Source organism: Labedella phragmitis (assembly GCF_004078635.1).
In the GTDB taxonomy this organism is placed as follows: domain Bacteria; phylum Actinomycetota; class Actinomycetes; order Actinomycetales; family Microbacteriaceae; genus Labedella; species Labedella phragmitis.
Window position 1 is genome coordinate 631,523 of record NZ_RZNB01000001.1, and the last position, 25,782, is coordinate 657,304.

General features: G+C 68.8%; 27 protein-coding genes and 1 pseudogene. 23 read left to right on the forward strand and 5 right to left on the reverse strand.

Annotated features, from left to right (window positions below; all coding sequences use genetic code 11):
* The first annotated feature begins 14 nt into the window (after nt 1–14).
* From ELQ90_RS03075 to ELQ90_RS03135, 13 genes are all read left to right on the forward strand, one after another.
* Nucleotides 15–1,271, forward strand: coding sequence for a phage portal protein (locus ELQ90_RS03075; protein WP_128493775.1), 1,257 nt, complete (start codon nt 15–17; stop codon nt 1,269–1,271).
* Nucleotides 1,268–2,848, forward strand: coding sequence for an HK97 family phage prohead protease (locus tag ELQ90_RS03080; RefSeq protein ID WP_166408789.1), 1,581 nt, complete (start codon nt 1,268–1,270; stop codon nt 2,846–2,848). The genes ELQ90_RS03075 and ELQ90_RS03080 overlap by 4 nt, the downstream gene beginning before the upstream one ends.
* Nucleotides 2,848–3,183 carry a hypothetical protein gene (locus ELQ90_RS03085; RefSeq protein WP_128493777.1) on the forward strand — a complete coding sequence of 112 codons (336 nt, stop codon included), beginning with the start codon at nt 2,848–2,850 and terminating at the stop codon, nt 3,181–3,183. The genes ELQ90_RS03080 and ELQ90_RS03085 overlap by 1 nt, the downstream gene beginning before the upstream one ends.
* Nucleotides 3,183–3,560, forward strand: a complete 378-nt coding sequence (locus ELQ90_RS03090; RefSeq protein ID WP_128493778.1) for a hypothetical protein — start codon at nt 3,183–3,185, stop codon at nt 3,558–3,560. The genes ELQ90_RS03085 and ELQ90_RS03090 overlap by 1 nt, the downstream gene beginning before the upstream one ends.
* Nucleotides 3,561–3,568: 8 nt before the next feature.
* Nucleotides 3,569–3,976 carry a hypothetical protein gene (locus ELQ90_RS03095; RefSeq protein WP_128493779.1) on the forward strand — a complete coding sequence of 136 codons (408 nt, stop codon included), beginning with the start codon at nt 3,569–3,571 and terminating at the stop codon, nt 3,974–3,976.
* Complete coding sequence (locus tag ELQ90_RS03100) at nt 3,976–4,359, forward strand: HK97 gp10 family phage protein (protein ID WP_128493780.1); 384 nt, start codon at nt 3,976–3,978, stop codon at nt 4,357–4,359. Before ELQ90_RS03095 ends, ELQ90_RS03100 begins: the two co-directional genes overlap by 1 nt.
* A 2-nt stretch (nt 4,360–4,361) precedes the next feature.
* Nucleotides 4,362–4,712 (forward strand): hypothetical protein, encoded by a 351-nt coding sequence (locus ELQ90_RS03105; RefSeq protein ID WP_128493781.1) that lies wholly within the window; start codon nt 4,362–4,364, stop codon nt 4,710–4,712.
* Nucleotides 4,713–4,826: 114 nt separating this feature from the next.
* Nucleotides 4,827–6,335: a phage tail tape measure protein gene (locus ELQ90_RS03110; RefSeq protein WP_128493782.1), complete on the forward strand. Its 1,509-nt coding sequence runs from the start codon at nt 4,827–4,829 to the stop codon at nt 6,333–6,335.
* Nucleotides 6,335–7,807: a hypothetical protein gene (locus ELQ90_RS03115; RefSeq protein WP_128493783.1), complete on the forward strand. Its 1,473-nt coding sequence runs from the start codon at nt 6,335–6,337 to the stop codon at nt 7,805–7,807. Before ELQ90_RS03110 ends, ELQ90_RS03115 begins: the two co-directional genes overlap by 1 nt.
* 71 nt (nt 7,808–7,878) lie before the next feature.
* Nucleotides 7,879–8,577 (forward strand): hypothetical protein, encoded by a 699-nt coding sequence (locus ELQ90_RS03120; protein ID WP_128493784.1) that lies wholly within the window; start codon nt 7,879–7,881, stop codon nt 8,575–8,577.
* 14 nt (nt 8,578–8,591) lie between these two features.
* Nucleotides 8,592–9,248 carry a M23 family metallopeptidase gene (locus tag ELQ90_RS03125; RefSeq protein ID WP_128493785.1) on the forward strand — a complete coding sequence of 219 codons (657 nt, stop codon included), beginning with the start codon at nt 8,592–8,594 and terminating at the stop codon, nt 9,246–9,248.
* A gap of 3 nt (nt 9,249–9,251) precedes the next feature.
* The gene (locus tag ELQ90_RS03130; protein ID WP_128493786.1) at nt 9,252–9,665 is read left to right on the forward strand and encodes a DUF2746 domain-containing protein; all 414 of its coding nucleotides are present in this window, start codon (nt 9,252–9,254) and stop codon (nt 9,663–9,665) included.
* Between the two features lie 166 nt (nt 9,666–9,831).
* The gene (locus ELQ90_RS03135) at nt 9,832–10,119 is read left to right on the forward strand and encodes a hypothetical protein (RefSeq protein WP_128493787.1); all 288 of its coding nucleotides are present in this window, start codon (nt 9,832–9,834) and stop codon (nt 10,117–10,119) included.
* A gap of 18 nt (nt 10,120–10,137) precedes the next feature.
* On the opposite strand, the gene ELQ90_RS03140 is transcribed toward ELQ90_RS03135, so the two are convergent.
* Together ELQ90_RS03140 and ELQ90_RS17165 are read right to left on the reverse strand one after the other, a co-directional pair.
* The gene (locus tag ELQ90_RS03140; protein ID WP_128493788.1) at nt 10,138–11,055 is read right to left on the reverse strand and encodes a tyrosine-type recombinase/integrase; all 918 of its coding nucleotides are present in this window, start codon (nt 11,053–11,055) and stop codon (nt 10,138–10,140) included.
* A 524-nt stretch (nt 11,056–11,579) separates the two neighbouring features.
* Nucleotides 11,580–11,915 carry a helix-turn-helix domain-containing protein gene (locus tag ELQ90_RS17165; RefSeq protein WP_128493789.1) on the reverse strand — a complete coding sequence of 112 codons (336 nt, stop codon included), beginning with the start codon at nt 11,913–11,915 and terminating at the stop codon, nt 11,580–11,582.
* 498 nt (nt 11,916–12,413) lie between these two features.
* Here ELQ90_RS17165 and ELQ90_RS17080 point away from each other — a divergent pair, with 498 nt between their 5' ends.
* Nucleotides 12,414–12,641 (forward strand): HNH endonuclease, encoded by a 228-nt coding sequence (locus tag ELQ90_RS17080; protein ID WP_128493790.1) that lies wholly within the window; start codon nt 12,414–12,416, stop codon nt 12,639–12,641.
* 88 nt (nt 12,642–12,729) lie between these two features.
* Nucleotides 12,730–14,127 (forward strand): prealbumin-like fold domain-containing protein, encoded by a 1,398-nt coding sequence (locus ELQ90_RS16525; protein WP_424980795.1) that lies wholly within the window; start codon nt 12,730–12,732, stop codon nt 14,125–14,127.
* 1,011 nt (nt 14,128–15,138) lie between these two features.
* On the opposite strand, the pseudogene ELQ90_RS17170 reads toward ELQ90_RS16525, so the two are convergent.
* Nucleotides 15,139–15,375: pseudogene (locus ELQ90_RS17170) on the reverse strand (MurR/RpiR family transcriptional regulator); the annotation flags it as partial.
* A 157-nt stretch (nt 15,376–15,532) separates the two neighbouring features.
* Here ELQ90_RS17170 and ELQ90_RS03180 point away from each other — a divergent pair.
* Together ELQ90_RS03180 and ELQ90_RS03185 are read left to right on the forward strand one after the other, a co-directional pair.
* The gene (locus ELQ90_RS03180; protein WP_128493796.1) at nt 15,533–16,558 is read left to right on the forward strand and encodes an ornithine cyclodeaminase family protein; all 1,026 of its coding nucleotides are present in this window, start codon (nt 15,533–15,535) and stop codon (nt 16,556–16,558) included.
* A 5-nt stretch (nt 16,559–16,563) separates the two neighbouring features.
* Nucleotides 16,564–18,045: an aromatic amino acid ammonia-lyase gene (locus ELQ90_RS03185; protein WP_128493797.1), complete on the forward strand. Its 1,482-nt coding sequence runs from the start codon at nt 16,564–16,566 to the stop codon at nt 18,043–18,045.
* A 9-nt stretch (nt 18,046–18,054) separates the two neighbouring features.
* Here the strand turns inward: ELQ90_RS03185 and ELQ90_RS03190 are convergent, their stop codons facing one another.
* Nucleotides 18,055–19,059, reverse strand: a complete 1,005-nt coding sequence (locus ELQ90_RS03190) for a LacI family DNA-binding transcriptional regulator (RefSeq protein ID WP_128493798.1) — start codon at nt 19,057–19,059, stop codon at nt 18,055–18,057.
* A 144-nt stretch (nt 19,060–19,203) separates the two neighbouring features.
* On the opposite strand from ELQ90_RS03190, the gene ELQ90_RS03195 reads away from it, so the two are divergent.
* Nucleotides 19,204–20,097 carry an amidohydrolase family protein gene (locus ELQ90_RS03195; RefSeq protein WP_128493799.1) on the forward strand — a complete coding sequence of 298 codons (894 nt, stop codon included), beginning with the start codon at nt 19,204–19,206 and terminating at the stop codon, nt 20,095–20,097.
* Nucleotides 20,094–20,726: a cysteine dioxygenase gene (locus tag ELQ90_RS03200; protein WP_128493800.1), complete on the forward strand. Its 633-nt coding sequence runs from the start codon at nt 20,094–20,096 to the stop codon at nt 20,724–20,726. The genes ELQ90_RS03195 and ELQ90_RS03200 overlap by 4 nt, the downstream gene beginning before the upstream one ends.
* Here ELQ90_RS03200 and ELQ90_RS03205 read toward each other — a convergent pair.
* Nucleotides 20,697–22,175 carry an aromatic amino acid lyase gene (locus ELQ90_RS03205; RefSeq protein WP_128493801.1) on the reverse strand — a complete coding sequence of 493 codons (1,479 nt, stop codon included), beginning with the start codon at nt 22,173–22,175 and terminating at the stop codon, nt 20,697–20,699. The genes ELQ90_RS03200 and ELQ90_RS03205 overlap by 30 nt on opposite strands.
* A gap of 139 nt (nt 22,176–22,314) precedes the next feature.
* On the opposite strand from ELQ90_RS03205, the gene ELQ90_RS03210 reads away from it, so the two are divergent.
* From ELQ90_RS03210 to ELQ90_RS03225, 4 genes are read left to right on the forward strand one after another with little or no spacing between them, the layout of a single operon-like run.
* On the forward strand, nt 22,315–23,376 hold the full coding sequence (locus ELQ90_RS03210) for an ABC transporter ATP-binding protein (RefSeq protein WP_128493802.1): 1,062 nt from the start codon (nt 22,315–22,317) through the stop codon (nt 23,374–23,376).
* Nucleotides 23,373–24,020: an ABC transporter permease gene (locus ELQ90_RS03215; protein ID WP_128493803.1), complete on the forward strand. Its 648-nt coding sequence runs from the start codon at nt 23,373–23,375 to the stop codon at nt 24,018–24,020. The genes ELQ90_RS03210 and ELQ90_RS03215 overlap by 4 nt, the downstream gene beginning before the upstream one ends.
* A complete protein-coding gene (locus ELQ90_RS03220) occupies nt 24,017–24,760 on the forward strand; it encodes an ABC transporter permease (protein WP_128493804.1) in 744 nt (247 codons plus the stop codon). Before ELQ90_RS03215 ends, ELQ90_RS03220 begins: the two co-directional genes overlap by 4 nt.
* A gap of 26 nt (nt 24,761–24,786) precedes the next feature.
* Nucleotides 24,787–25,713: an ABC transporter substrate-binding protein gene (locus ELQ90_RS03225; protein WP_128493805.1), complete on the forward strand. Its 927-nt coding sequence runs from the start codon at nt 24,787–24,789 to the stop codon at nt 25,711–25,713.
* The last annotated feature ends 69 nt before the right edge of the window (nt 25,714–25,782 follow it).

Sequence of the window (25,782 nt, forward strand, 5' to 3'; positions counted from 1 at the left end):
TCAAGCTCTCCCGTATGTCGTTCTGGTCACGCCTCAACTCGCAAATCGAGTCCGTCCTCGGACTCGACGCCGCGCCGCAGCCGGCCCCCGTGGCGACGACCCCGGCGGGCATCATGCCGAGCCGGCGACTCCGAGAGACCGACGTGACGGCGGAACGCGCCCTCACCCTCTCAACCCTGTATCGCGGCGTCCAGATTCACGCCACGTCGGTCTCTCAACTCTCGCTTGCCGTCGAGCGCAACGGCGTCACCCTCGAGGCCACCCCCACGCTCGTAGAGAAGCCGGACATCGATGAGACGCGATCGGCGTTCCTCGAGTACACCACCGTGTCGCTCTACATCGACGGCAACGCGTTCTGGCTCATCACCCGCGCCGACGACGGCTCGAGCCGCAAGGGCGAAGTCGTCAACCTCACCGCCGTCAACCCCAGCGAGGTGACGGTCAAGGTTGAGCGCGACGGATTCGGCATCGACAAGATCACCTACCACTACCGCGGCAAGCAGTACGACCGGCGTGGCATGGCCCATCTCAAGCTGCTTCGCATCCCCGGACTCCACCGCGGACTCGGACCGATCCAGGCCGCGCAGATCGAGGTACGCGGCGCGCTCGACGCACGCGACTACGGCGCGCTCTGGCTCTCCGATTCGAACATCCCGGACGGCGTGCTCACGACCGATCAGGAGCTCCCGCCCGGGGCCGCCGAGAAGTACAAGCACGTTTGGTACGGACGCAACCCGGACGGCTCCAAACGCGAGAGCGACGCCGCGTTCGGCCCGAACGAGAAGCTTCGCGTCCTCGGACAAGGCCTCACGTACTCGCCGCTGCTGCTCAAGCCGTCCGACGTGCAGTTCCTCGAGACGCAGCAGTTCAGCACGATCGAGATGGCCCGACTCATCGGCGCGCCGGCGTCGATCATGCTCGTTGCCGTCGAGGGAAGTTCCGAGACCTACAGCAACGTCGAGCAAGAGTGGATCGGATACGTCCGATTCGGCCTCATGAAAGCGCTCCGCGAGATCGAGGAAGCATTCAGCGACCTCCTCCCCGGCCGACAGGTCGCCCGATTCAAGCTCGACGCACTGCTCCGCTCAGACACCAAATCCCGGTACGAGGCGCACGCCATCAGCCTCGACCCCGTGAAGGGATGGCGCACCCCCGACGAGGTGCGTGCCCTCGAGGGAGACGCCCCACTCACCGACGCCCAGCGAGCCGAGCTCGCCGGCCGGCGCGCGACCGCCCCCACCTCGACCCCGACCAAGGAGCCCGCCCAGTGACCGGACCCATCACGTTCGAGGCGCTTGCGCCCACGATCCAACTCGACCGCGAGAGCCGCACCATCCGCGGCGTCATTACCGAGTTCGGCGTCCCGACGAACGACTACCGCCGCATCGTGCTGCACGAGGGCGCACTCCGCCCGCGCCAGCCGCTCAAGCGGGTCAAAATGCTCATCGATCACGACCAGCGCCAGCCGGTCGGGTTCATGACGGAGCTCTCAAGCGACACGCGCAACGCCGCGTTCAAGCTGCCGCCAGGCGAGGCCGGCGACAAGGCCCTCGAGGACGCCGCCAACGGGCTCCGCGACGGGCTGTCGGTCGGCATCCAGGTGCTCGATGAGGACGGCGCGTTCACGTACGACGCCGAGCACAACACCTACCACGTGCACGCCGCCGAGCTCGTAGAGGTGAGCCTGTGCGCGATCCCCGCCTATCAAAACGCCGCGGTCACCCAAGTGGCCGCGTCCTACGCCGCACCATCCACCGAACAGGAGACCCCCACAGTGACCGACACGCTCACCGCCGACGACCTCGACCAGCGGTTCCAGCAGCAGACCGAGACGTTCGAGCGCACCCTCGAGACGCGGCTCGCGCACCTCGCCACCGCCGGCCCCTCGACCGGCCCCACGTGGGCGTCGTTCGGTGCGTTCGTCATCGACCTCGCAGCCGGCGCTGAGGACGCGAAGACGTTCTACCAGGAGCTCGCCTACACGGGCTCGTCGTCCGCGGACAACAAGCAGGGCAACACGTGGATCGATGACGCAATCAAGCTCATCGAGAAGCGTCGCAAGGTGCTGAACACGTTCACCGTCGAGCCGTTGCCGGCCAAGGGCATGACGATGGAGTACCTGAAGCTGAAGTCCAACAGCATCACGGTCGGCAAGCAGGCGAAGGAAGGCGACGACCTCCCCACGGGCAAGGTCGTGCTCGAGAGCGACTCGACCAGCGTGGACACCTACGGCGGATACACGGAAGTCACCCGCCAGGTCATCGACCGAGCCAACGCCGCGTACCTCAGCACGGCGTTCAAGGCAATGGACATCGAGTACGCCAAGGCGACGGAGGGCGCCGTCCGCGACGTGCTCGCGGCCGCGATCGCCAAGCAGATCACCGCCGGCAACAAGCTCAGCATCGCCGTCGACGCGGACGCATACGACTGGCTCGACCTCATCGTGGACGCCGCCGAGCTCTACGACGACCGCGGCTATGTCCTCGAGGGAAGCCTCGTGTCGAAGGACGTGTTCAAGAAGCTGCTCCGCCTCGAGGACACCAACGGCAACAGCCTCATGCGCGTCTACGGGCAGGGCGTCAACCAGGTGGGCGAGCTCGACCTCCGGAACATCGAGGGGAACCTCGCCAGCGTGGCGTTCAAGCTGCTCCCCGGCGCGGCCGCCGGCACGATGTCGTTCTACGACCCGGTGGCGATCACCACGTGGGAGAGCGCGGGCGCGCCCTGGCAGTTGCAGGACGAGAACGTGCTCAACCTCACGGCCGCGTTCTCGAAGTACGGCTACCTCGCCTCGGCGTCGCAGTTCCCCGACGCCCTCGTGCCGGTCCAGATCGGCGCGGGCGCGTAATGACCGACAGCACGGCGCGCGACGCCACCGACACCACCCTCGAGTGGTACGTCAACGCCATCGGAGAGGACGCCGACTTCGCGGCTGCCTCGGCGGCCACGGCGACGTCGATGGTGCACGAGTTCATCGGTGGTGAGGACAACCCGTTCAAGGTGCCCGCCGACGTGGTGGCGCGCGCCGTGCTCGAGGTAGGCGCGGACCTGTACTACCGGAAGGCGAGCCGCAACGGCGTCGTCGGCCTCGAGGGCACCGGCCCTCAGCCATTCCGCATCAACCGCGACCCCATGACCGCCGCCTACCCGCTGTTGCGGCCGTACCTCGTGATGGGGCTGTGATGTCCGACCGGATCACCGCCGCCCACGAGCTCGTGGCGGACATCACGAATGCGCTCGAGGCCGCCGGCCTCGAGGACGCGCGAGCGACCCTCAACGCCCTCGAGGTGCCGTCAGGCGCACGACACGGCGTCGTCGTGGTGTCGCCCCCGACGCTCGACTTCTCAAGCTCGTGGGGCGACCCCACGGCGTCGTGGGAACTCCACATCATCGCCGGCCCGCCCGACAACTACCTCGCCGCGTGGGAGCGCATCGACACCATCATCGACGCGCTCGTGGCCGGCCACATCAACCTCAAGAGCGCCGAGCCGGGACAGTTCCAGCCGACGCAAGGGCCGGCCCTGCCGGCGTACACGCTCACCACTCACCCCCTCGACTAGGAGACCCCATGTCCACACGTACCCTCGGCCCCGGCTCGCTCAAGATCGGGGAGACGGCCAGCGCCCGCGAGTGGGCCGGCGAGCTCAGCAAGTGCGCCATCACCGTCGATACGTCGGCGGAAGACCCGACGCCCATGCTCGACGGGTCCGAGCAGGCCGGCGAAGAGACGTACGCCTACGTGCTCGCCCTCACGCTGCAGCAGAACTACGAGTTCGACAGCCTCGAGATGTTCTGCTTCGCGAACCGCGGCAAGGAGCTCCCGTTCGTGTTCACCCCGAATAACGCCGGCGGCATCGATTGGTCGGGAACCGTCCGCATTCGACCCGTGAACATCGGCGGCGACGTCAAGAAGCGCAACACGTCCGACGCCGAGTTCCCGATCGTCGGAGAGCCCACCCCCGGCGAAGTCGCATAGTGGCCGGCCCCGTCTACGAGGTGCGCGGCGGCCGCGCACTACGTAAGGGGCTCCGCGAGGCCGGCGACGACCTCACCGACCTCAAGACCGTCCACCGCGCCGCTGCCGGCGTGGCCGCCGAGGGGGCTCGAGCTCGAGTCCCCCGGCGGTCCAACCGCCTCGCCAACACGATCCGCGCCGCCGGCACCAAGACCGCCGGCATTGTCCGCGTCGGCAATAACACCTCGGTCCGATACGCCGGCCCCATTCACTGGGGTTGGTTCCGACGCCACATCAAAGACAACCCGTTCGCCAGCGCCGGCGCACAAGCCACCGAATCCCGGTGGGTCCCGCTCTACGAGCAGTACACCGACGCCGCACTCGACAAGATCAAAGGAACCTGACTATGACCGCTCGCAAGCTCCGCATCACCCTCCACGACGGCAAGAAGCTCGACGTCCAACCGACCCTCGAGGACCGGCTCAAGTTCGAGCAGACGCTCCGTAAGAACAAGGGCTGGGGGCCGCTGTCCGACAACGCCCTCAAGCTCGAGCCGTTCCTCGCGTGGTCCGCCGCTCACCGAAACGGTGACATCGAGCTCACGTGGGACCAGTTCACGAAGGGCGACACGGCCGCGCTCGACGTCGAGACCGTCAAGGACGACGACGGCGAGCCCGGGTCCGACGACGAGGGCGAGCTCGAGGTGGAGGGCGTGGGAAAAGGTACGAGGCGGGGACGTTCCACTACCTCTCGGTAGCCCTCGCTCTCAAGACGAACACCACCCCGTGGGCGTGGCGCGGCGAGGCCACCCCAACCCTCGAGGACTACGCCACCACCGTCCACCTGCTCGACAAGATTGCTGAGGAATCCAATGGGTAGAACCGCCATCCTGGCTATCCGCATCATCGGAGACGCCACCTCGGCAGTCACGTCCCTCGAGCGGGTGGACGGTTCCGCCGGCCGGATGCAACAGAACCTGGACCGCGCCGCCGCAGGCTCGGCCGTCGCCCTCGCCGGCATCGGCGCGGCGGCGATGGCCGCCGGCGACGCGGCGAGCTCGCTCGAGCAAGCTACGGGCGCGGTGGACTCGGTATTCGGGCAGTACGCTGCCCGCGTCCACGAGTACGCCCAGACGTCCGCCGCCGACGTCGGACTCGCGAGGGCCGAATACTCGCAGCTGTCCGCCGTGCTCGGAGCTCAGCTCAAGAACATGGGGTTCAGCCTCGATGAGGTGAGCGGCCAAACCAACAGTCTCATCGGGCTCGGTTCGGACCTCGCGGCCATGTTCGGCGGCACGACGTCGGACGCCGTGGGTGCACTGTCCTCGTTGCTCCGTGGCGAACGCGACCCCATCGAGCGCTACGGCGTATCGATCAAGGCCGCCGACGTGAGCGCCCGAGTCGCAGCTATGGGCCTCTCCGGGCTCACAGGTGACGCCGCCCGCGCCGCCGAGACGCAAGCCACCCTCGCGCTGCTCACCGAGCAGACAGCGGCCGCCCAGGGACAGTTCGCCCGCGAGGCGGACACCGCCGCCGGCTCCCAGCAGATCGCCAACGCCGCGTTCGAGGACGCCCAAGCCAAGCTCGGAGAGCAACTGCTTCCGCTCATGGCCGAGGGTGCACTCGTCCTCGCGGACTTCGCCGGCTGGATCAGCGACAACAGCGAGCTCGTCACCGTCCTCGCCGCCGGCATCGGCGTGCTCGCCGGCGGCGTTCTGCTCATCAGCGGCGCGATGCGCGTGTACGCGGCCGCCCAGGCGATCCAGACGGCGGCACAGTGGGCTAGCAACGCCGCATGGTTGGCCAACCCAGTCACCTGGATCGTGCTGCTCATCGTCGCCGCGATCGGGCTGCTCATCGCCATCATCATCGTCGTCATCAACAACTGGGACGAGCTATGCGCCGCGATCGAGACCGGTGCGCAAGCCGTGGGCGACTGGTTCGCGTCGATCGGGAGGTGGGCGGACGACACCTTCGGACCGGTCATCAACTGGATCCGCGAGGCCATCGACTGGTTCGGCCGGCTCATCGGCGTGAGCGACGGATGGACCGGCGGAAGCGGCGGCCGCGACTCGTCGCAACTCATGGCGCGCAGCGCGATAACCACTCCCACCGCCGACACCATGCTCGCCAGCGCCGCGCGCTACTCTGCCACCCTCGCGGCCGAGCCCATGACGATGACGACGACCGCGGCGGCCATGCCAGCCCCGTCGAGTATCGGCTCGAGCTCGAGCTCGAGCTCGAGCGCCCCCGCGCAGAACGTCTACAACATCACCGTCGAGGGCGCAATCGACCCCGACGCGGTGGCCCGCCAGATGGAATCCGTGCTCCGCCGGCTCGATCGCCGGAACGGGATCGTGGCGGCCGGGGGTAACCGCTAATGGCCGGCATCCGCGTGACGATCGGCGGCACTGAGCTCGCGCAGTCGTGGAACGCGTCACAGCCGGCCGCCCTCGATGACCTCTACATCGACTGGGGCCGCGACAGCGTGTACGACGACGTGCCGCCGGCCAAGCTCACCCTCCGCGTGCTCGACCCCGATGGCACATGGTCGAGCGACCCGGCTCGCTACGGCGAGCGGATCACGGTGTGGTACGACGACCGATGCGTCTACCGCGGAGACGTCGATGAGATTGCCACCCGCGAGGCTACGATCCTCAGCCCGGACGGCGAGACCGTGCATCTGTGGTCCACCACACTGCTCGCGGTGGACCCGCTTGCCATCCTCGCCAAGATCGTCCCGACCGGCCCCGGTCCTGACCCCGCCGACGCCGTCGAGGATCGCGAAGGCATGACGGAGTTCTACGGCCCGAACTTCTGGCGGCTCCAACACCCGTCCTACCGCGTCGAGGACGTCTACAACTCCGACGCCCGCATTCGTGCCGCCGTACCGGGCGGACTGAGCGGCGGCTACACGGGCACGAGCGTCCGCTCCGCCCCCGTGCCGATGGGAGACACCGCGCTCGACCTCATCCGCCGTGCGTACTACCTCCCCGGACCCGGCGCGCCGTTCTACCGCCCCGACACCGACCGCGTGGGGCGCGGCTACCCGTCCACCGCCGGCGCTCTCGCGCTGACCTACACGGGTGGGCGCGTCGTCCTCGTCGGCGCGGGAAGCACCGACGTCGTGCCGGCGGCGTACCTCGAGATGGAACAGCGCAACCCGGACCTCGTATCGACGTTCAGCAAGAGCATCAACAGCATCCGATTCACTGTGAGTCGCAACCACCTCGAGCGCTACGACAACAACTACCTCGTGGAAAAGCACGAGCTCACCGAGTACGTCGCCGGCGTCGAGACCATCCCCGGCCGCCTGGTCGAGAACCGTCTCGACTTCGACGCGCAACTCTGGTACTACACCCGCGATCGCACCGCGCCCAGCGGGTGGAGCCGCAACGTGCCGGGCGCGGCACTCGACGCGTTCCTCACCGACCCGAGCACCGAGGACGGCGCGACCGTCGCCAACATCCGGGGGATGAACGGCCGCATCGGGCTGCCGGCCCTCGCCGCGAACCTCCGCGACCCGTCCACCGTCGAAGCGCTCGGGACGGCGATGGTCACGACGCTCACGACGCCCGCGCAGCGCAACGGGATGACGTGGTACTTCACCGGCCTCAAATACGCCGGCCTCCGCTACGTCGGCCCCATGTTCATGCTCATCGGCGGCCGGTTCGGATACTCCGATGGCGGCTGGTATGCGTCGGACCTCAAGTTCGCGCCGGCCGTCGCCGCGCCGGACCCAGACCCGGTGACCGTCGCCTCGTGGATCACCAACGTCAACCCGTCGTTCTCGCAGATCGACCCCAACATTTCATTCTCCGACCTCGAGCACACCGCTACAGGAGCAGCCTGACCATGCCCACACCCCTCTTTGGAATCCCCTATCCAGGTCCCGCCGACAAGGCGTACAGACTCCCCGGATTCATGCAAGCGCTGGCTGAGGGCGTCGAGGCCGCCCTCAGGGCCGCCGGCGTCCCCGCGGCCACCAACCCGGACGCGATCGTGGCCGCCACCGCGGCCGCTCGAGACGCGCACTTCGGCGTGCCGACGACATCGGCCTCGCAGCTCGCGTTGCAGCGGCGCGGCGCGTCGGCCATCCGCACGGACCGCGGATGGACGGAACGCTACTTCGCGCTCTACAACGCAAGCACCAACCCCGGCGGAGCGCGTCAAGCCGGCTGGTATCCGGTCGCCGGCCGCGTTCCCGTCCTCGACAACGCCGTGGTGACAACGACCTCAATGGACCCGAACGTCTGGACGCCCAAGACGGGCATGTTCCGCATGGCCGAAAGCCCCCTCGTGAACCACGGCGGGTGGTCCTTCGGTGACGACTCGATCACCCCACCGTTCCCCGGTGTCTACGACATCTCGGCTCGCGTCGGGTTCACGGGCCGCTCAGGGGGCACCACGCGCGCGTTCAGGGCCGAGGTCAACGGCCGAGCCTACGGCCAGGACATTCCCCGAAACACCGCCTACACGGGGTCCGGCATGGAAGTGCCCCTATCCACCACCGTCGTCGTGCTGCCCGGCGAGTCGATCAAGATCGTCGCGCTCCACGACACCACCACGGCGTTGCCGTTCACCCTGCCCCGGCTGACGGTCAAGTACGCCGAACCCGTCTGAGAAGGAGACACCCCATGCGTCATCCCGTCCCCAGCCCGCCCCGCAAACCGAGCGGCGAGCTCGCCGGCAGCGGCTTCGGCCCTCGCGAGGCACCGACCGAGGGCGCGTCCACGTTCCACGCCGCCCAGGACTACCCCGTGGGCGCCGGCACGCCGTTCCTCGCGATTGCGGACGCCGTGGTCCAGAGCGTGTTCTGGACGGACAAAGGCGGATGGTGGATCACGTGCCGCCGGCCCAACGGCGACACCTTCGGCGGTTGCCACCTCAGAGAAAAGCCCGCGTTCAAGCCCGGAGCCGTCGTCAAGGAGGGCCGGACGATCGGTCACGTCGGTAGCACCGGGTCCGCGACCACGGGGCCGCATTTGCACTTCACGGTGCGTGTCAACGGCGTCGCCGTCGATCCCGCCGCCTACATCGAGCGGGGGGCACTGTCAGCGCCCGCCCCGAGCAACCCGACCACCCCCAACAAGGAAGACGAAGAAATGCCCCTCATCATTCAGTACGGCAAGACGATCACCGTGGCCGGCGGCGGATGGAAGCACTCATTCCCGAGCCGCGAGTCCTACGACGCATGGCGTGGCGTCTGGGAGGAACAGCACGGGCAGAAGCTTCCCGAGCCCAAGACCGTCTCGGCGTTCACTCGCAAGGCGATCATCCGCGCCGCCTCGTAGCTCATGAGCGACGCCGTACTCGTCGCTCTCATCGGCCTCGTCAACGGCGTCGTCACCCTCGTGCTCGGAGCTCTGCTCAACGGCAAGGTCAACGCCATCCGACACCAAGTGAAGAACGACCACAGCAGCAACCTGCGTGACGACCTCGACACCGTGCTCGCGCAGAGCAAGACCACGCACGCCGCCGTCGAACGTCTCGAGGACGTGCAGCAGACCCACGGCCGCGACATTCGCGGGCTCCGATCCGACATCGGAGAGCTCCGCGGCGCGGATCGCGAGATTCGGCGCGAGCTCGAGGACACCATCCCGCGACACCAATTGGAGGAATACCGAAATGGAACAGATCAACAAGGTATCGAAGGCGATCGGCGGTGGGCTCGCTGGCGGCCTCACGGCGGCCGTGACGGCTCTCGCTGACGGGGCCATGTCACCGGTCGACTGGTGCCTCGTCGGGCTCGGCGTGCTCGCCGGATTCGGCATCACCTACGCCGCGCCGGCGAACACGCCGTCAGCGGGGCGGCACGCCAAGCGGTAGGCGACTAAGACGCTATGGCGGCGCGTTCCGGTGCTGCACTATGGAGCCATGACCTACTACCCAGTGGACCCCGCGGTGCTCCGGGCTTCGGCGGAGTCTCAGCGGCATTCAGAACAGGTCGCGCATGCGCGCCGCGCCGCCACGGCCGCCGAAGAGTCGGCAGAGCGGCTGTCGTCTCTGCTCACGGCTATGGAGCAAAACCTCGCGATTGCTAAGAGTGCCCAGGAAGCCGCAGAGAAAAGCGAACGTCACTCGCGCATCATCTCGTGGAGCTCACTCGCGATCGGTCTGGCATCGCTCGGGGCGGCGATCGTGGCCATCGTCGTGAGCGTCTGACCGAGCAGCCAGAGGACCCTATCGACTCCCAATGGACGAGGCTGCCGACCTCGACTCTCGCCCATACGGGCTCGAGCTCGAGTAGCCGGCGGCCGCATCCACGGTCGCCCGAAGCCGGCTACGATCCGTCAGAACGTAGCGTCTCGTGGTCGCCGGGGAGGCGTGCCCTAGGAGCTCTTGCACGACAAACGTGTCACCGGCGAGGTTGTGCGTCCTCGTGCCAAACGAGTGGCGCAGAGTGTGGATGGTCCACGGTGTGGGCAGGACATCGACGGCGAGCTCGCTGACGCGCCGCGGGGATAGGTGCCCGTCGATCGCGCCGGGGAAGACGTAGCCGTAGCCAGCCGCTCGCAGATCGAGGGCGAGGCGGCGAGTGAGCGGCACGATGCGTTGCTTCCCGCCCTTCCCATGTACGAGTAGCGACCACCCGTCGAGGTCCTGCATCAGGTCGTCGGAGTGGACGACGGCTATCTCGCCACGCCGGAGGCCGGCGTCGTACGCGAGGCGCAGCATTAGCCCAGTCCGCTCGTCTGCTTTTCGGAGAGCGGCCTCGTAGAGAGGCGTTGGGATCGGCCGTGCCGGCGGGATGATCGCCTTGACGCGGGGCAATGCCTCGGCGGGATTCGTCACGGCGCGGCCGTCTGCGATCGCCCACCTGTAGAACGACAGCAGTGTATTGCGCCGACTACGCCGCGTCTCGGGCATCCATGACTGCGCTGCGGCGTACGCGATGAGCTCGCGCGGGGTGAGCTCGAAGGGATCAACATGGGTACGACGGGCGAGGTGTTCGAGGTGCTGTCGACGCGCATTCACCGTCGTCGCCGGGTAGGCCCCGGCACGTTGCGCGTCAAGATAGTCGTCGATGGCCCCTCGCCATGAATGCGCTATCACCGTTCCATCCAACCGGACGGGCCGTTCCCTCCTCCGCATCGTCATGCCCCCCAATACAGGGCTCGGCCTCGCGTGTCGCCGTCGACTCGCCCATGCACCGTCATACTCGACGGCATGGAGTGGTATGGGTGGATTGCGTGGGCGGTAGCAGTGCTTGGGGGTTTGTACGGCGCATATCGATCCTGGCGGACGGACAGGGCGCTCGGCTTACTCGAAACATGGGACTTCGAGCACTTCGACGGTGATGCGTACACGCTGAGGAACCGGCAGCCCCGTGACGCATTCGACGTCACGGTGAAACTTCCGCAGCATTGGTCGGACGGGGGAAAACCCAACCGGTTCGAGCGAGTTGCGCCGGGTGATGAGGTGAAGGCTTTTGCTGCGCGTCGGTACGGGACCGATGACGAGACGGTGACCATCGAGTGGCGCAAAACGAGTCGGGGCAAGGTGCGCTCTACTCGACGGCTCGTACCCCCGCCGCCACCACCCAGGTCTACGAACATCAAGCTGCCCGGCCAGCCATTGCGTCCTCAGCCGCCCAGATAGCTCGTACGTCGTCTGCGCCGAGGTCAGGGACTACAGAACAGAAGGTTGGGGGTTCGAATCCCTCCGGGCGCACACTGGTTGAGACAGTAGAAGGTTCGGCCCCGTCCTCGGACGGGGCCTTCGACGCCTGAGGCGTCCGCCCATGCGCGCAAGTAAAGCGCGCGAGGCACGCGGTGCCCGAGCTCGTAGTTGACGACCGTCGTCCTCGCGAAGCCGGCACGCGCGGCGAATTCGCCCTGATCGAGCCCCGTGAGCTCGCGCGCCTTGCGCAGTCGATCCGCCACCGTGAACTGAGGGGCCAGTGATCCCCGGGACGATGCCCCGGAGTTCGCATGGATCGCCGGTGGCGTGCTCACCATCGCGTGGCTCGTCCTGCGAGCACGAGACGCCCGACGGCACCTCGACGTGAAGATCCGGTGGGGGAAGGAGCCAGAAAATGGCCGCCAATATGCTCGCGACACCCGAGGAGGTAGCCGACTGGCTACAGGTCACCACCGAGCGGCTCGCCAAGCTCCGCAAGACCGGCCGGGGCCGAAGTTCATCAAAGTGGGGCAATCGGTCGCTACACCTGGGCGGACGTGCACGCCTGGTGCCTCGAGGGCCGCTCAAGCGGCACTGAGGGCGTTATTCGTCGCGCGGGCGCTTCGTGAACTGGCGAAAGATCGTGACTGGGAGCCCGCCCACCGCTATGAGGACGAAGCATAGAAACTGCCCCAAGGTGCCGGGTTCAACCCAGAAGAAAACAATCAGCGTAAGCACCCACACGGCGACCGCGCAGGCCCATAGAGCGAGAAGCGTGGACCGCTCGGCACGAGTGCTATTAGCTGACATTGGCTCATCATTGCAGGGCGACCGTCATGGCTGCTAGCAGGCGCGGCGGCCCCGCATCTCGGCGCGTGGCTCAACTGGTGCTCGAGACGTACGGCCGTGAGTGCCACCTCCGCCTCAAGGGCTGTACGAGGGTGGCGACGACGAAGGATCACGTCGTGCCCTACTCGCATGGTGGAGCCGACGTGCTCGAGAACTACAGGCCGGCATGCAAGGCGTGCAACTCGAAGCGTCAGAACCGGGTCATGAGCGGCTAGGGGGGGGGCGTCGATCGTCGTCGTCATCGGGCCGCCGGCGTCGGGCAAGTCCACGTACGTGCGAGCGCACGCTCGAGCTCGCGACGTGGTGATCGAATATGGATTCGATCGCTCGGGCTCTCATGCCGATTCAAGCGGACGCGACGCACGACTACCCCGACCATGTGCGGCACGTGGCGATCAAGGCGCGACAGGGAAGCAGACGATCGGCGGTGTGGGGAGCTTCCCCTTCACCATCGCCGGTCCCGGTGTGGAGCAGGACGTCACGGCCGTGACAACCACCCCCGGTACGCCGGTGGTCTTCGCCACTTCGGACGGCGCGCCGTCCGGCGCGTACACGGCGACGGAGACGATGCCCACGGACACGAGCAGCACCGGCCCCGGGACATGGCGCATGACCTCGGCCGTCTGCAACGGCGCGTCCGTGCCCGTCGTGAACACGCCGTCCGATCAGCCCACCTCGGCCACGGCGAGCTATACGGCCGTTCCGGGAAGCGACGTCTCCTGTCTCTTCACGAACTCCTTCACTCCCTCGGGGTCGATCGACATCGTGAAGACGTCGGAGGGCGGCACCGGGCGGTTCGAGTTCTCGGTGATCTCCCCGAACGCGAACCTCGAGGCGGTCGGCGCGCCCGCCGCTGTCACGACCAGCCCGGGACAACCGGTCACGGCGTCCCCGTCGATCACGGGGGTCTCGGCGGCGCCGGGGTCGCGCTACCTCATCCGCGAGACACTGCCCGCCCCGGACGCCGGAGGGTTCTGGCAGCTCGCGTCGGCGGATTGCGGCCCGAACTCGATCCAGGTCGACCTTCGGCGAGCAGGCGTCCTCGTCGCCTTGACGCCGTCGAACCCCCATGCGACGTGTCACTTCGTGAACCGTTATCAGCCGTACGGGACGCTCTCCGTCGTGAAGAACACCACCCCGGACGAGGAGCTTCGGCCCGGTGAGGCCGAGATCGACGTGGCGTGCACCGACGGAATCGGCGGCCCGTTCTCGATCCCGGCGGGACGCGGTGCGGGCGACAGCGGGATCGCGGTGATCGACAGGAACGTCGACTGCATCGTCACGGAATCGGCATCCGGGGCGGCCGAAGGAGTGGCCGTCACGACGACGGCGGAGTTGATCGTCGACGGCGGCCCGCCACAGTCCTACACGCTCGGGGAGTCGTTCACCGCGGAACTCGGTAGCGACACCCAACTCGTGATCACGAATCGACTGCAAGCGCCGTCGCCGTCGCCCTCGCCGTCCCCACCGCCAGGGACGCCACCGCCCGGGACGCCACCGCCTGGCGCGGACCCGGGCGACCCGCAGCCTCCGGGTTCCGGCGAGGGAAGCGAGACCCCCGGCGGCGACCTCGCCGTCACGGGCTCGACCATGACGGCGTGGGCACTCACGGTGGCGGCCGCCCTGCTCCTCGGCGGCTCAGTTCTCTGGGGCGCGTCCCGTCGATCCCGTCGACGTGCCCGCCACGACGGATCGCCCTAGTTTCCGTCTCGCCGACCGGACCTGCGCTGCCCAGGCCTGCGCGGATGGTCGGTTTCTGCGTCGGGATCGACCGACCGGCGGGACGGCGGGTCGCTGCGGAGGAGGGGGAGGGGGAGGCCATGCGCCCGTTCACTAGGTCATGCCGGAGGCCTGGCAGGCGGCGCGGACGTTCGCGTACGCCGTTCGGGACGCGGCGGTGTGTGGTGGACCCCGTCCATGAGCCGGAGGCGATCAGGCTGCGCGCATCGCGGGTCATCGGGTGCGCGTACCGTCTCGATCGGCATTGGCGTGAGGCGAGGAAAGCAGCATCATGCTCCGCTCCGCTCCGCCGCATGTACTCGAGGACGTGACGCCGCTTCCGACGGAGAGACCGGGCACCCGGCGGGGCAGGGGTCAGCGCTCCGGGTGCGCCCAGCGCTCGACGAGCTCCTCGTGTTCCTCGAGTCGCTCCTGCGTGCGGCGTGCGTCGCGGCCGGCGATCGCGTCGAGCAGCGAGATCGCGAGCACGATGGAAGCGGCGTGGCTGTCGAAGACGAGGTCCGTGCCGACGGGCGCCACGAGGAGGGAGTCCACGTCGTCGGCGAACGACACGAGCGGCGTGTCCACGATCGCAACGGTCGCCATCCCGAGCCGTTTCGCATCCGCGAGGGCCCGCACGGTTGCGGACGGGTAACGCGGCATCACGAAGGCGAGCACAGCGCTCGCGCCGTTGCGGTGCAGCTGCAGGATCCCGTCGTCGAGGGTCGCCGCCTCGTTGAGCACGTGCACGTCGGGGAGTACTCGGCGAGCGAAGTACCCGAAGTACTCGGCGAGGGCCGACGACGCGCGCAGGCCGACGATTCCGAGCGGCTGCGTTCCGGCGAGCACGTCGACCGCCCTCGTCATCCGCTCGCTGGACAGGGTGTGCTCGAGGCTCGCGATGTTGTCCTGCTCCGAGGCGAGGGCCGCGGACGACGACGAGAGCACGGGCGCATCCTGGTCCGAGTCGGTGGGGTCGAACAGCTCATCGCGCAGCGCACTGCGGAACTCGGGGTAGCCGCTGAAGCCGAGCGCCGTGGCGAGGCGGGTGACGGTCGGCTGGCTGACGCCGGCAGCGGCAGCCACGTCGACGGTCGACGCGAACGCGACGTCTGCGAGCGAATCCAGCATGTAGTGGATGGTGCGTCGTTGGGTCGGCGAGAGCCGGTTCTCGTGCACGAGCCCGAGCAGCCACGCTCGCGTGCGCTCGATGGCCGGTCGGTCGTTCACGGAGCTATTCTCCCTGCCGTCGAGGGCGAGAACGTATCACCGCGCCCGAACTGAATAAAATGAAACATGCTCGACACATAGTGTATGGAATAATTCACAGCGTGGCGCGCCGTGGTTCGCACGCGTCGATTTCACCGCGAGCAGAGACGGAGTTCCCATGGCCGGTACACACGAACGCGAGATCTGGCTCCGGTTCCTCTCCGGTCCGGACATTGACAGCCTCGAGCTCACCCGCTCGGAGATCATCGCGGCGATCGATGGCGTCATGGCAGCGCACGGTCGCGGAGAGACGGTCTTCGAGCCGCGCATGCACCTCATGCCCGACAACGGCGGCATCGGCCACTTCAACGTGCTCCGCGGCCACGTGTCGTCGCTCGGCGACCACGGCGTGAGCGGCGTGAAGGTTGTCGGCGACTTCGTCCCCAACTACACGCTCGGCCTGCCGAGCGAGCTCGCGATGGCGACTCTCTTCGACCCGACCACGGGCGTCCCGTTGGCTGTCATGGATGCGACGCTCATCACGGAAGCGCGGACCGGCGCGATGACGGCGGTCGGCGCGAAGCACCTCGCGCGGCCAGGCTCGAAGATCCTCGGCCACGTCGGCGCCCGCGGTACGGCGTTCTCGAACGTCACGATGCTCGACAGCCTCTTCGACCTCGACGAGATCCGAGTGACGAGCAAGCGGCCCGAGTCTCGCGAGGCGTTCGCTGAGCGGCTGAGGGCCGAGATCGACACTCCCGTGCGGGTCGTCGAGACCGCGGACGAGGCCTTCGACGACGCCGACATCCTGGTGGAGGCGACTCGGCTCACCGAGCCGAGCCCGCTTCTGCGCACCGATGTCGTCAAGGCTGGAGCATTCGTCGTGCCCTACGGCACCATCAGCGCGGTGGAACTCGATCTGCTCGACGTCATGGACAAGGTCGTCGTCGACGACTGGCGTGAGGCGCGCTCCGGCCGGTTCGGTGCGCTCCGCGCCCACGTCGACACCGGGAGGCTCTCGGAGGAGACGCTCTATGCGCAATTCGGCGAGATCGTCAGCGGACAGAAGCCCGGACGCGAGAGCGATGATGAGCGCATCCTGCTCTGGCATCGGGGACTCTCCATCCTCGACGTCGCACTCGCGCATCTGATCCTCGATCGAGCGCAGCAGGCCGATGTCGGCACGATGCTGCGGTACCGGTAAGCCCGATGGGCGACGTTGTGGTGCGCGCGGCGGACGACCTCGACCGTCGCGCGCTGCTCGCCGTCGCTGACGGCGCACGCCTCACGATCGGTGATGAGCTGCGCGAGGCGCTGCGCTCGCGTCGCGCCGAGGTCCTCGCCGCACTCGAGTCCGGCGGTCCGGTCTACGGCGTCACCACGGGGATGGGGGCCGCGAGCGAGATCCGTCTGACGGCGGCGGAGCAGGCGCAGCATCAGGAGAACCTCATGCTCGCGCGAGCCGTTGGGCATGGCGAGTGGCTCGGCGCGCGCGAGACACGAGCCGTCCTCGTCGCGCGGATCGGCACCTTCCTCCTCGGCGACGTCGGCGTCTCCGCCGAGCTCGTCGATCGGCTCGTCGAGATGCTCGACCGCGACATACTCCCCGCGATCCCGCGATCGGGCATCGGCGCGGCGGGGGAGATCATCCCGCTCGCGCACCTCGGAGGGGCAGTCACCGGTTCCGGCGAGGTGCTCGACCCCGGCTCGGCCGGCGGTTCGTTCTCGGCGGCGACCGCGCTCGCCGCCGTCGGTCTCGCCCCGTTCGCTCTGGGACCGAAGGAGGGGGTGGCGATGCTGGAGGGCGTCCCGGTCACGACGGCCCTCGCGGCCCTGCGGTCCGCGGACGCCCGGATGGTCGCCGAGCAGACGACGGTCGTCGTGGCCGGGGCACTCGGCGTGATCGGGGCGTCGCTCGACACGTTCTCCCCCGAGGTGGCACGCGGCGACGACGTACTCGCGCGTGTCCTCGCGGCGATCAGGTCCCGGGTGCGCGACGGCGCGGCGCCGCGAGCGCTGCAGGCGCCGTTGTCGTTCCGCGTCGTGGGCAGCGCGCTCGCGCACCTGGTCAGGGCGACCGACGCTCTCGACGCGGCGATCGAGCGCTCGCTGACGGGTGTGACCGACTCGCCTGCGTATCTCGGCGGCCGCTTCGTGGGCACGGCGGGCTTCGACGGGTTCGAGCTCGCGGCGGACCTGGACGCGCTGAGGGTCGCGCTCGTGCACCTCGCCGAGCTCTCCGTGGCGCGGCTGCACCGCCTCCTCGACGACAGGGTCACGGGCCTCGCCCGGCAACTCTCGGCTCACCCCGGCGCGCACGCCGGCATGGTCGTGGTGCACAAGCACGCCGTCGGAGTCGTGCACGAGCTCCACCGCCGCGCCGCCCCCGTGAGCATAGGCGCTCGCGAGACCTCACTCGGCCAGGAGGACGTGCAGAGCCACTCGGTCGCAGCGGCCGTCGAGGCGGCGCATGCCATCGTGCTCGTCCGGGATGTGATCGCGTCCGAGCTGCTCGCCGTCGTGCACGCCGTGCGGCTCTCGGGAGCGGACACCGACCCGGACGGCCCGCTCGCCGCGGCTGACGCCGTCGTGGCGGACGGTGTCGTCGATCGTCCGTTCGGACGCGACATCGCCGCTCTCACGCGCTTGCTCGCGAGCGGATGGGGAAGCGATTCCGGGGAAGCCGGCTGATCGCCGTGATCAGGTGCGCGCCGGTGCAGGGGCGGTCGAGTCGCGTTCGACGAAATCCGGGCGGAACGTGGTCGTTCGAGGCGACCATTCGCCGTCGTCGCTCGAGAGGAAGCCGAGGGCCGTGTCGACGATCGCTTGCTCGTCCCAGGCGAACGTGGTGAGCGGGGGGCTCACGAGCGAAGCGAGCTCGCTGTCGTCGTAGCCGAGGATGGAGAGGTCCGTCGGGACGTCGAGGCCCGCCTCGCGCGCGGCCCTGTAGGCGCCGAACGCGATCGAGTCGCTCAGGCAGAACAGTGCCGTGACGGTCGGCTGGGATCGGAGGATGCCGCCGGCCGTCTGCGCCGCGCCCGCGACCGACGCGGGCGACGCCGTCACGACGACCCGCACTCCGAGAGCGCGGCCGACGGTCTGCGCGAGGAGTGCGGCGGGACGACCCGGCGTCGTCGGGAGCGCCGGAGCGAGGACACCGATGGAGCGGTGACCAAGGTCGGCCAAGCGGCCGAGCGCTGTCGACACGCCGTACTCGTTCTCGAACAGCACGCTGGCCGACCGCGGCCTGGCGGCGAGGGAGTCGCCGATCGAGACGACCCGGACGTCGCCGGGGACCGTTGCCCAGTACGACCCCGACGGTCCGGCGGGGAGAGTGATGATGCCGTCGACACGTTGCGCCGCGAACGCGGTGAGCGCCGCGGACTCCCGCTCGGGAGACGCGTCGATATCCGCGATCGACGAGGATTGGCCGATGTCGCGGAGCGCGCTCGAGAGCATGACGGTGAGCCCCTGCTGCCACATGTCTCCGAGGGATCCGGCGATGCCGACCGTCCCGCTGCGGCCGCTCGCGAGGGCTCTGGCGACGGGATTCACGGTGTAGCCGAGCGCCGCCGCGACCGCGCGAACCCGCTCCTGCGTCTCACGGGATCCGCGCATGCCGCGCAAAGCATATGATGTCGCCGCCTTCGAGAGCCCTGCGGCGTCCGCGACATCCTGGAGGGTGGTCCGCCGCGCCGCTGTCACGCGACAAGCATAGGCTCCCCTGCTCCGATCGTCGTCAGGAGGTTTTACACGGCTGAAACGTCGCGTACTTGACACGACGTGTTGTGAACCGGTTCACTTCACACGACGACGCATTCGGCGTCGCGCTCGACAAGAGGACACCGCGTGACAATCGACTGCCATCAGCACGTGTGGCCGGCGGCCTTCATCGACGCGCTGCGCAGCAGGACGGCCGTGCCGATGCTCCGCGACTGGGAGCTGCTTCTCGCCGGAGAGCCCCCATACGCCGTCGACCCCGTCGCCCACGACGTCGACGCGCGTCGACGCGTCGAGCTCGCCGAGGGCAAGGATCAGGTCCTGGTCTCGCTCTCGAGCCCCCTCGGGATCGAGCACCTCCCCGCCGACGAGGCTCGAGACCTCATCTCGATCTGGCACGACTCCGCCGTCCTGCTCGGCGATCCCTTCCGCGTCTGGGCTGCGACCCCGGTCGAGGACTTCGACCTCGACGGTCTCGGCGAGATCCTGCGCCACCCGCGCATCGTCGGCCTGCAGCTGCCGGCGACGGCGATGACGAGCCCCGCCGACGTCGAGCGGCTCGGTCCCGTGCTCGACGTCGTCGAGCGGGCCGCGAAGCCCGTGCTCGTGCATCCCGGACCGGCCCAGCCCCTCGGTGATGCACCCGGGTGGTGGCCAGCGCTCGTCCCCTACGTCGCACAGCAGCAGGCCTCCTGGTTCGCCTGGCATGCGGCCGGCCGTTCTCGACACCCGCGGCTCCGCATCGCCTTCGTGGCCCTCGCCGGCCTCGCGCCGCTCCACCACGAGCGTCTCGGTGCCAGGGGAGGCGAATTCGGCTCGATCGATCCGCTCGTGTACTACGAGACGTCCTCGTACGACACGAGGGCGATCGATGCGACGATCCGCGTCGTCGGCGTCGACCCGCTCGTCCACGGATCGGATCGGCCGTACGCGCGGCCCGTCGATCCGGGCCTCGGGCACGCGTTCACGCACGCCCTCTTCTCCGCCAATCCACTCCACCTTCTGACAGGAGCACACAGATGACCATCTCCGAATCGACCACCGCGACCACGTCGACGGCTGCGAAGACCCCGAGCAGCGCCGTCCTCTCCGCCGAGCAGGTCCCCTCCGTCCCCGACAGGATCCTCACGAGGTCCGAACTGAAGGTGTGGGCGCAGGAGCTCGCCCAACGTCCCGACCTGTGGCAGGACTACGTCGCGCACGGCGGCGGACAGCGGCACTTCGCATCGCTCTACCGCGACAGCAACATCGACGTGTGGCTCCTGTGCTGGGACACGAGCGACGACACGGGATGGCACGACCACGACATCTCCTCCGGCGCCGTCGCGGTCGCTCAGGGCGCCGTCACCGAGGCGAACCCGCGCATGGGAGGCGAGCCCGTCTCGCGCGTCGTCGAGGCCGGCCGCGTGTTCACGTTCGGCCCCGACCACATCCACCGGATGAGCGGAGCGGTCGACGGGTCGGTCTCGATCCACGCGTACTCTCCGCCGCTCTGGCGCATGGGGCAGTACGCCATCGGCCGGAACGGCGTGATGCGCCGCAAGTCCGTGAGCTACGCGGACGAGCTGCGTCCGATGGACGACGTGAGTGTCATCGAGAACTACCGCGCTCTGCAGCGCGACTCAAGCGAAATCGGCGAGTCCGCCGAGTAGCGCGACGGCCCGCTCGATGTCGGGACCGAGCGGGCGATCGGTCTCCTCCGGGTCGAGGGCGTCTGCGAGCTGCTCGTATGCGCCCTCGACGGGCGTCCCGACGACTCTCTCCGGTGCGTTGCGAAGAGCCCTGACCGCGGCGACGGCCTCGACCGCCACGACCGTCGGCGCCGCGGCGACCATCCGCCCGAGAGCACGCGCGCCCTGGGTGGCGAAGCTCGCATGCTCCTCGAGTCCGAGGGAGATGCTCACGCTTCCGCCGCTCACGGGCGCGGCATCGGTGCGCAGCGTCGAGAGGACGTCCTGCACGACGTACTCGGTGATCATGAGTCCAGAACTCCCGGCGTCGACGGACGACAGGAACGGCCGCAAGCCGCTGACCTCCGGTCGCAGCAGAAGACCGAGCCGAGCGGAGGAGAGCGTGAGGACGGGGTAGAGGCTCGTGCGGGCGGAGTCGAGCGCCGCCGCGAGCGCGGCGAGGTGGAACTGGCCGTGGTGCAGGACCGCGTCAGGGCCGACGAGCGGGTTCTCGGCGGCGCCGTTCGCCTCGGCCTCGACGAGCGCGATGAGGGCCGTGAGCGACTCGGACGCCGGGGCGTGCACCTGCGGAACGACGCGCAACCCGAACGGGTCCTGCAATCGAGCGGGCGCCCCGCCCCGCGACCCCGACGTCAGCCGGGCGAGTATCGCCGCAACCTCAGCCTGCCCGGGTCTCCGGACCGCGGTGTGCACGGCTGCGTCGTACGCCTCCGCTGCTCCGTCGAGGGCGATGTGCGTCAGCGCGGCGACCACGAGGCTCGCGCGGAGGAGCCGAGTGGCGTCCGCGGCCGCGATCGCCGCCGTCGCGATCGTGAGGGCGCTCGAGCTCATGAAGGGGAGCGCGTCCGAGTCCGCGAGGGCGACGCGAGCGATGCCACGCTGCGCCCACGGCCGGTCACCCGTGAGGGTCAACGCGAGTTCGGCGAGTACGGAGAGGTCGGCCGTCCCGATCGCTCCCCACCCGTGCAGCGTCGGCACCGAGTCCGCGAGGATGGCGTCCTCGAGCCCGCGGGCGAGTGCCGAGCTCACGCCGGAGCCGCCGGCGAGGATCTGGTTGAGTCGGACGACCATCGCGCCGCGGGCGACGTCGTCGCTCTCGATGGGCCCGACCGCCGCGCAGTGGCTTCCGAGGAGCCGCTTCGCGTGCGCGGACGCCGTCACGGCGTCCGAGGCGTCGCCGATGCTCACACCGCGGTTGGCGCCGACACCCGTGTTCGCCCCGTAGACGGCCCCGTCGCGTCGCGCCCTCACGAGGCCCTCATGCGCGGCCGCGACGCGCTCCCATGCGGTCGGATCGACGCGGGGGGAGGCCCGCGAGCGCGCGATCGCGGCGAGTTCCGCGGCCGTGAGGCGGGTGCCGTCGAGCACGATCTCGGGTGTCGCGGGCGGGGGCGGAATCGATGGGCTCATGACGTCACCGTCTCTCGTCGATGTTTCGTTCACGTAAAACTAGCGCGAAAAAGTTGACCCCCTATTCACGGGCGGTCCACTATGAATCAACCTATTCAGCCCGATCCGATCCGGATCATGTGAACCCGGGAGCCCAGTCGTGATCACCTTCGACGGAGTCAGCAAGGTCTTCCCCGACGGGACCGTGGCCGTCGACGATCTCCACCTCGAGCTGCCGACGGGCAAGATCACCGTCTTCGTCGGTCCGTCCGGGTGCGGGAAGACGACGTCCCTGCGGATGATCAACCGCATGGTCGAGCCCACGAGCGGCGAGATCCTCATCGACGGCGTACCCGTCACGACGCAGGACGAGGCGCTCCTGCGCCGAGGGATCGGCTACGTCATCCAGCACGCCGGGCTGTTCCCGCACCGGACGATCGTCGAGAACATCGGAACGGTGCAGCGGCTCACGGGAGTGGGCAGGAAGGCAGCACGGGCGACGGCGATCGACCTGCTCCGCCGCGTCGGTCTCTCGGAGAGCCTCGCCGACAAATACCCCGTACAGCTCTCCGGCGGACAGCAGCAGCGCGTCGGCGTGGCGAGGGCTCTCGCCGCCGATCCGCCCGTCATGCTCATGGACGAGCCGTTCAGTGCCGTCGACCCGATCGTGCGCGAGGGTCTCCAAGCGGAGTTTCTCCGGCTACAGGCCGAACTCGGCAAGACCATCGCATTCGTCACGCACGACATCGACGAGGCGATCAAGCTCGGCGACATGGTGGCGGTCTTCCGCGAGGGCGGGCATCTCGCCCAGTTCGGCTCACCGCAAGAGCTGCTCGAGAAGCCCGCGAACGACTTCGTGGCCGACTTCGTCGGCCGCGATCGGGGGTTCCGGAGCCTGTCGTTCGACTCCGCCGACGAACTCGTGATCGACTCCGTCGCGAGCGTGTCAACGGGCGGAGAGATCCTCGTGCTCGACGACGCGGGCCGGCCGGTCGGCTGGGCGGGTCCCGGCCTCGGCGACACCTCAGCGCCGATCCCGCACGGCGGGACGTTCACTCGCGGCGACTCGCTGCGACTCGTGACCGATCTCGCGATCTCGTCCCCGGTCGGCATCGCCGTCCAGGTCGACGTCGACGGTGCGGCCGTCGGGGTCATCCGTCACACGAGCCTCGTCCGCCAGCTCGACGAGCGCCGACGACGTCGCGCGGAGCCGACGGCATGATCGACTACGTCATCGCGAACGAGAATGTGATCCTCGCCGCGCTCAGCCAGCACATCATGCTCGCCCTCGTGCCCATCGTGCTGGGAGCGCTCATCGCCCTGCCGATCGGGTTCCTCGCCGTGCGGTACGGCTGGCTCTACCACCCGCTCCTCAATGTGAGCGGCCTGCTCTACTCGATCCCGTCCCTCGCCCTCTTCCTCATCATCCCCGGCATCATCGGGACGAAGATCCTCTCGCCGATCAACATCATCGTCGCCCTCACCGTCTACACGGTGGCGCTGCTCGTGCGCGTCGTCGCCGACGGGCTCCGCTCCGTCGACGGGATCGTCACGCAGGCGGCGTCCGCGATGGGGTACCGGAGGATCCGCCGGTTCTTCGAGGTCGAGTTGCCCATCGCACTTCCCGTCATGCTCGCGGGCCTGCGTGTCGCGACCGTCGCGAACATCAGCCTCGTGAGCGTCGGCGCCCTCATCGGCGTCGGAGGGCTCGGCGCCCTCTTCACGCGTGGACTCCAGCTGCGCTACCTCGACCCCATCATCGTCGGCATCGTGCTCTCCGTACTCCTCGCGGTGCTGTGCGACCTCGTCATCGTCCTCGTGCAGCGCCGGTTGACGCCCTGGACCCGAGTGAAGGGGCGCTCATGATCGTGCGGCTCGCGACCGACACTCCATACCTCCTGGATCCCGAGAACTGGACGGACTCCGCGGTGACGAGCATCCCGGAGCTCATCGGGACGCACCTCCTCTACACCGCCCTCGCCCTCGTGATCGCGGCGGCCATCGCGATCCCCGTCGGGCTGTTCATCGGCCACACCGGCAGGCTCGCGTTCGTCGCGATCAACGCCGGCAACGTGGGGCGCTCCCTTCCGACCCTCGGCCTCATCAGCTTCCTCGTCGTGCTCATCGGTGGCGGACTGTTCCCGGCGCTCATCGCCCTCGTGATCCTCGCGATCCCGCCCATCCTCACGTCGACGTACGCCGGTCTGCGGGCCGTCGACCCGGCGGCCGTCGATGCGGCGCGCGGAATGGGTATGCGCGAGCTCCAGACCGTCTTCACCGTCGAGGTGCCCATGGCGCTCCCGCTCATGATGAGCGGACTGCGCAACGCCGCGCTGCAGGTGGTCGCCACGGCGACCGTCGCGGCGTATGTGGGCCTCGGTGGGCTCGGCCGACTGCTCGTCGACGGACTCGCCCTCAATCAGTACGACCGCGTCGTCGCCGGCGCCGTCCTCGTCGCGGCGCTCGCGATCCTCATCGATCTTCTCGCTGAGCTCCTTCAGCGCGTCGTGGTCTCGCCAGGAGTCTCTGGCCGCGCCGTCACCCGCCGTGCGCGAGTGGCACACCCGTCCCCCCTCACAGAGGTCTCGAGCGGCACCGCCGCGTGAGACCGTCGATCGAAAGGCACAGCTCCATGTCGAAGAAGTTCCTTGCCGCCATCGCCTTCGCCGGCGCCATCGGCGTCGCCCTCTCCGGTTGTGCGGGCGACCCGCTCGCGTCGGACGAGGGCGCCTCGTCGCAGCCCGACTCGGGGACCATCGCCATCGGCTCCGCCAACTTCCCGGAGAGCGAACTGCTCGCCGAGATGTACGCGCAGGCGATCGAGGCGGCGGGCGTCGAGGTCGAACGCACGTTCAACATCGGTGCGCGCGAGCTCTACCTCGCAGCGCTCGAGGACGGATCCATCGACCTGCTCCCCGAATACAACGGAGCGCTGCTCTCGGCGCTCGTCGATGGCGGGGCGCCGGAGGGCGTCACATCGCCGGAGGACGTGTACGACGCGCTCCAGGACGTCATGCCCGACGGCATCGTGACGCTTCCGCAGTCCGAGGCTCAGGACAAGGACACACTGAGCGTGACAGCCGAGACCGCCGAGCAGTACGGCCTCGAGACGATCGAGGACCTCGAGCCCGTGGCCGGAGAGCTGAGCATCGCGGCCGGGCCCGAATGGGCGGAGCGCTACGTCGGGCTCATCGGACTCAAGGAGCTCTACGGTGTGGAGTTCGGTGAGTTCAAGCCCCTCGACGCAGGAGGACCCCTCACGCTCGAGGCCCTCCTGAGTGGTGAGGCCGATGTCGCGAACATCTTCTCGACGGACTCGGCCATCGAGACCGAGGGACTCGTCGTCCTCGAGGACACCAAGAGCCTCTATCTCGCCGAGAACATCGTGCCGATCATCCGTGAATCGAAGCTGACCGACGAGGTCGAGGAGGCGCTCAACGGTGTGTCCGAGGCGCTCACGACCGAGAACCTCACGGAGTACCTCGCGAAGGTCCAGGTCGACAAGCAGGACAGCGCGAGCGTCGCGACCGAGTTCCTGACGGAGTACGGCCTCCTCTGATCCACACTCTCCATGGCGCGCGCGGGCTCCGGATCTCCTGTCCCCGCGCGCGTCATCGGAGCCCGCATC

Excerpts from the sequence above, each read along its gene's own strand:
- ELQ90_RS03075 (WP_128493775.1), top strand. The coding sequence starts at position 15 with ATGTCGTTCTGGTCACGCCTCAACTCGCAAATCGAGTCCGTCCTCGGA.
- ELQ90_RS03085 (WP_128493777.1), top strand. The coding sequence starts at position 2,848 with ATGACCGACAGCACGGCGCGCGACGCCACCGACACCACCCTCGAGTGG.
- ELQ90_RS03090 (WP_128493778.1), top strand. The coding sequence starts at position 3,183 with ATGTCCGACCGGATCACCGCCGCCCACGAGCTCGTGGCGGACATCACG.
- ELQ90_RS03095 (WP_128493779.1), top strand. The coding sequence starts at position 3,569 with ATGTCCACACGTACCCTCGGCCCCGGCTCGCTCAAGATCGGGGAGACG.
- ELQ90_RS03105 (WP_128493781.1), top strand. The coding sequence starts at position 4,362 with ATGACCGCTCGCAAGCTCCGCATCACCCTCCACGACGGCAAGAAGCTC.
- ELQ90_RS03110 (WP_128493782.1), top strand. The coding sequence starts at position 4,827 with ATGGGTAGAACCGCCATCCTGGCTATCCGCATCATCGGAGACGCCACC.
- ELQ90_RS03115 (WP_128493783.1), top strand. The coding sequence starts at position 6,335 with ATGGCCGGCATCCGCGTGACGATCGGCGGCACTGAGCTCGCGCAGTCG.
- ELQ90_RS03120 (WP_128493784.1), top strand. The coding sequence starts at position 7,879 with ATGCAAGCGCTGGCTGAGGGCGTCGAGGCCGCCCTCAGGGCCGCCGGC.
- ELQ90_RS03125 (WP_128493785.1), top strand. The coding sequence starts at position 8,592 with ATGCGTCATCCCGTCCCCAGCCCGCCCCGCAAACCGAGCGGCGAGCTC.
- ELQ90_RS03130 (WP_128493786.1), top strand. The coding sequence starts at position 9,252 with ATGAGCGACGCCGTACTCGTCGCTCTCATCGGCCTCGTCAACGGCGTC.
- ELQ90_RS03135 (WP_128493787.1), top strand. The coding sequence starts at position 9,832 with ATGACCTACTACCCAGTGGACCCCGCGGTGCTCCGGGCTTCGGCGGAG.
- ELQ90_RS03140 (WP_128493788.1), bottom strand. The coding sequence starts at position 11,055 with ATGACGATGCGGAGGAGGGAACGGCCCGTCCGGTTGGATGGAACGGTG.
- ELQ90_RS17165 (WP_128493789.1), bottom strand. The coding sequence starts at position 11,915 with ATGGTGAGCACGCCACCGGCGATCCATGCGAACTCCGGGGCATCGTCC.
- ELQ90_RS17080 (WP_128493790.1), top strand. The coding sequence starts at position 12,414 with ATGGCTGCTAGCAGGCGCGGCGGCCCCGCATCTCGGCGCGTGGCTCAA.
- ELQ90_RS03180 (WP_128493796.1), top strand. The coding sequence starts at position 15,533 with ATGGCCGGTACACACGAACGCGAGATCTGGCTCCGGTTCCTCTCCGGT.
- ELQ90_RS03185 (WP_128493797.1), top strand. The coding sequence starts at position 16,564 with ATGGGCGACGTTGTGGTGCGCGCGGCGGACGACCTCGACCGTCGCGCG.
- ELQ90_RS03200 (WP_128493800.1), top strand. The coding sequence starts at position 20,094 with ATGACCATCTCCGAATCGACCACCGCGACCACGTCGACGGCTGCGAAG.
- ELQ90_RS03205 (WP_128493801.1), bottom strand. The coding sequence starts at position 22,175 with ATGAGCCCATCGATTCCGCCCCCGCCCGCGACACCCGAGATCGTGCTC.
- ELQ90_RS03215 (WP_128493803.1), top strand. The coding sequence starts at position 23,373 with ATGATCGACTACGTCATCGCGAACGAGAATGTGATCCTCGCCGCGCTC.
- ELQ90_RS03220 (WP_128493804.1), top strand. The coding sequence starts at position 24,017 with ATGATCGTGCGGCTCGCGACCGACACTCCATACCTCCTGGATCCCGAG.
- ELQ90_RS03225 (WP_128493805.1), top strand. The coding sequence starts at position 24,787 with ATGTCGAAGAAGTTCCTTGCCGCCATCGCCTTCGCCGGCGCCATCGGC.